Origin of the sequence: Chryseobacterium sp. HMWF035 (assembly GCF_003094695.1) — a bacterium.
In the GTDB taxonomy this organism is placed as follows: domain Bacteria; phylum Bacteroidota; class Bacteroidia; order Flavobacteriales; family Weeksellaceae; genus Chryseobacterium; species Chryseobacterium gambrini.
In genome coordinates this window covers 1-3,649 of sequence record NZ_QEHP01000152.1, presented here as the reverse complement: position 1 = coordinate 3,649, position 3,649 = coordinate 1, and the positions used below count along the sequence as shown (strand labels likewise).

At 35.7% G+C, this 3,649-nt stretch carries 3 protein-coding genes; 1 reads left to right on the top strand and 2 read right to left on the bottom strand.

The annotated features are described in order from the left end of the window. Window positions 1-171 precede the first annotated feature (171 nt). Entirely contained in the window at window positions 172-630 is a 459-nt protein-coding gene (locus DD829_RS22975) for an Lrp/AsnC family transcriptional regulator (RefSeq protein WP_116548203.1), read from the bottom strand. 155 nt (window positions 631-785) lie between these two features. Between DD829_RS22975 and DD829_RS22970 the strand changes: the two genes are divergently transcribed. Further along, window positions 786-2,012, top strand: coding sequence for an aminotransferase class I/II-fold pyridoxal phosphate-dependent enzyme (locus DD829_RS22970; protein WP_108411363.1), 1,227 nt, complete (start codon window positions 786-788; stop codon window positions 2,010-2,012). A 379-nt stretch (window positions 2,013-2,391) separates the two neighbouring features. Here DD829_RS22970 and DD829_RS22965 read toward each other — a convergent pair whose 3' ends face one another. Next, window positions 2,392-3,396, bottom strand: a complete 1,005-nt coding sequence (locus DD829_RS22965) for a glycosyltransferase (RefSeq protein WP_116548204.1) — start codon at window positions 3,394-3,396, stop codon at window positions 2,392-2,394. Window positions 3,397-3,649 lie beyond the last annotated feature (253 nt).

Sequence of the window (3,649 nt, the reverse complement as noted above, 5' to 3'; positions counted from 1 at the left end):
ATTAATCATTTTTGCAGGAGGAAATCCAGACAAAGTTTTCAAAACATAAAAGAGGTCGGATTTCTTCCGACCATGACTAGGCAAAGCCCGCCGAAACCCCAGATCACGAAAATAGCGAGTGCGGAAAGCGGGAAAAAGCTCCTAAAAAAAATAATTTTTCAGGGGACTTGATTACAAAACAACTGCGGTTGTATTCTTCACTTCAGAGATCATAAACGAACTATGAGTACTTGCAATATGCTGCAATGTGGTAAGTTTTGTAAGCATAAAATTGCGGTAGTCTTCCATATCCTTTACGCCGATTTTTAAGATATAATCGTAGTCTCCGCTTACGTGAAAGCATTCTGTAACCTCTTCTAAATTCATGACTTCTTTTTCGAACTGAAGAACGTATTCTTTTTTATGCTGAGCGAGTTTGATATGACAGAGCACAATGAAATTTCGTTGGATTTTATTCCTGTCCAGAATCGCAACATATTTTGAAATCACTCCTGTATTTTCGAGTTTCCGGATGCGTTCATAAACAGCCGTAACAGACAAACCTAACTTATGAGACAGTTCTTTGGTGGTTTGTTTGGCATCTTCCTGCAGAAAAAGGAGCAGTTTTTTATCGGTATCATCAAAACTCATAGATAAATTTTAATCAAATGTTTATTAAATTCAAATATAATAAACTTTTTTTCTATCAATTTAAATTTTAATAGTTTTATATTCTAATAATTTAAATTTTTATTGTAATAATTCTGAAGGTTATTCATATTTATAGCATAAAAAATTTAAACGATATGAACGACTTTAATGCAGCCAACGAAATACAGGATTTGCAATATTTTGGTGAATTTGGCGGAGTAAACCCATCGATTTCCGACAGTTCTACCTACACTTTTCTTTCTGCAAAAACGATGTTCGATACTTTCGAAGGAAACGCAGAAGGATGCTATTTGTATTCAAGACATTCTTCTCCGATGAATCTGTATCTTGCACAGGCTCTGGCAAAACTTGAAAATACGGAAGCGGCCAACGTTACCGCATCGGGAATGGGAGCGATTACTTCGGTTCTGATGCAGGTCTGCAAAAGCGGAGATCATATTATCTCGAGCAGAACAATCTACGGTGGAACGTATGCTTTCATGAAAAATTTTCTTCCGCCATTTAATATTCAGACGACTTTCGTAAACATCAATAATTTTGAATCTGTTGAAAATTCAATTACCGAGAACACAAAAATCATCTACTGTGAAAGTGTAAGCAATCCGCTTTTAGAAGTTGCTGACCTGAGAAAACTCTCTGAAATCTGTAAAAGACATAATCTGAAACTGATCGTAGACAATACGTTCTCTCCGCTTTCTATTTCGCCAAAGCTTTTGGGCGCAGATATCGTGATCCATTCTTTAACGAAATTTATCAACGGAAGCAGCGATACAGTTGGCGGAGTGTACTGCGGAACTCAGGAGTTCATCAATGATACTAAAAACGTGAATAACGGAGCGTGTATGTTGTTGGGACCTACGATGGACAGTCTTCGTTCTGCAAGTATTCTTAAAAATCTCAGAACGCTGCACATCAGAATGAAACAGCACAGTTATAACGCAATGTATCTTGCACAAAGATTTGAAGAAGACGGATTGCGTGTCTCTTATCCCGGATTAAAATCTCATAAAAACCACGAACTGATGAAAACGATGATGCACGAAGAGTACGGATTTGGTGGTTTGCTGACTTTAGACGCTGGAACCACAGACAAAGCCAATGAACTGATGGAAATGATGCAGCAGGAAAATCTGGGTTATCTTGCGGTAAGTTTAGGCTTTTATAAAACTTTATTCTCATGCTCAGGAAGCTCCACTTCTTCTGAAATCCCGGAGGAAGAACGTGCTGCGATGGGAATTTCCGATGGACTGATCAGATTCTCAATAGGACTGGATCACGACATCGAACGAACGTATGAAAAGATGAGAGAATGCATGCTCAAAACAGGCGTTCTCAGCCATGAAACCATCTCCATATCCTAATTATTGTAAAAAAGCTGTTGTTCATTCAACAGCTTTTATTTTTTTTAACAGCAAAAGTTACAAAAGATATTTTGTATGCTATTTTGCAGCATTTCAAAAGCTCACAAAATGTATTTTTTTAGATAAGTTTCGCGCCTACAAAGCAATATTTACTGTAATCGAAAATCATAGTTTTTTTTAACGCAAAGTTTAATTATAAATACCCATTATTTAAGGGAGCAAAGAAGAATCAACAAGTTGCTTTGATGAAGCGTATGTTTCAAGCTTTGCGTAGCAAATTTATTTGCCTTTGCTGACTAAAATTAAAGCTTTGCTAAAAAATCTTTGCGTCAAAAAATTTACGCTAAAAAGTAATGCATCAAAAATTTTAGTGGTAAAATCAAACTTTATGAAAATGTTTAGGGAAGGCATCTTCGGGTTTCATCCTGAAAATATTCAGTAAAATCCACGATTTTAAGAAGCCATAACCGTAGGAAAACATCTGAATGTAGGTGGAAATAACCGCCATTCCGGTAATGCTTATATTTTTTGTCACCCACAAAGCGTGGAAAAGAACCATAAAAGTATATAACCCATAAAATGCAAGAATAACGCCTTTCCCCAAAATGAAATATTCTACAAAGCCCATGATGTAGCCCAACATAAATAAGGTAGGAAATGCGAACGAAATTTTCACATAATTCGGATGTCTTTGGTTAAGAATAGGTCTTGCACAGCCAAACTGATAGACCTGTTTTGAAAACTTTCCGAAATCTACCCTTCGTTTGTGATAGACTGCAATATCATCAAAGAAAGCAGTTGTAAAACCATTTTCCCAAAGCGTCATGGAAAGATCCGGATCCTCTCCTATTCTCATTTCTGAAAAACCACCGACTTTTTCAAAAACCTCTTTTTTAACACCCATATTGAAGCTTCTCGGTTGAAATTTTGAAACGGCTTTTTTACTGCCCCTAATTCCTCCCGTTGTAAAAACAGAAGTCATAGAATAAGAAATGGCTTTCTGCATTAAATTAAAACCTTTATGCGCCTTATCTGCTCCTCCAAAAGCATCACAGGGAATTTCAAGAATGTCTTTTTTGATGTTTTCGATGTAATCGTTCTCTACAATCACGTCGCTGTCTACAAAAACAAGCCATTCGTTTTCGGCTCTTCTTGCCCCGTAATTTCTCGATAAGCCGGGTCCTGAATTATCTTTCCGGAAATATTTAATGGTTAAAAAACTTTCGAATTTTGCAATTGTTGGTTTTAAATCGATTAATGAGCCGTCATCCACGATAATAATCTCAAACTCTTTGTCTGTCTGCGCAGTAAGAGAATTCAGGAGTTCAAAAAGTTCGTCTTTACGATTAAAAATAGCAACGATAATGGAAATTGTAGGCTTCAAATCTGAAAATTTTTCAAAATTACTTATTAACGGATGAATGCGCAAACTTGTTTTACTATAATTAAACGGAATACACAATGAAAACAATATTTAGAACTAAAAATATATTTTATAATTTGATTAAATAATTCCCTGAAATTTCCGACAAATTTGAATAAGCCTTTATTCATCTTTTTTTCTACCTGATCCTACAGAAAATATCCACTGTAAAAGATCTAAAATAAGTTCTATAAAATCAAAGGCATTCCAAGAC

Excerpts from the sequence above, each read along its gene's own strand:
- DD829_RS22975 (WP_116548203.1), bottom strand. The coding sequence starts at position 630 with ATGAGTTTTGATGATACCGATAAAAAACTGCTCCTTTTTCTGCAGGAA.
- DD829_RS22970 (WP_108411363.1), top strand. The coding sequence starts at position 786 with ATGAACGACTTTAATGCAGCCAACGAAATACAGGATTTGCAATATTTT.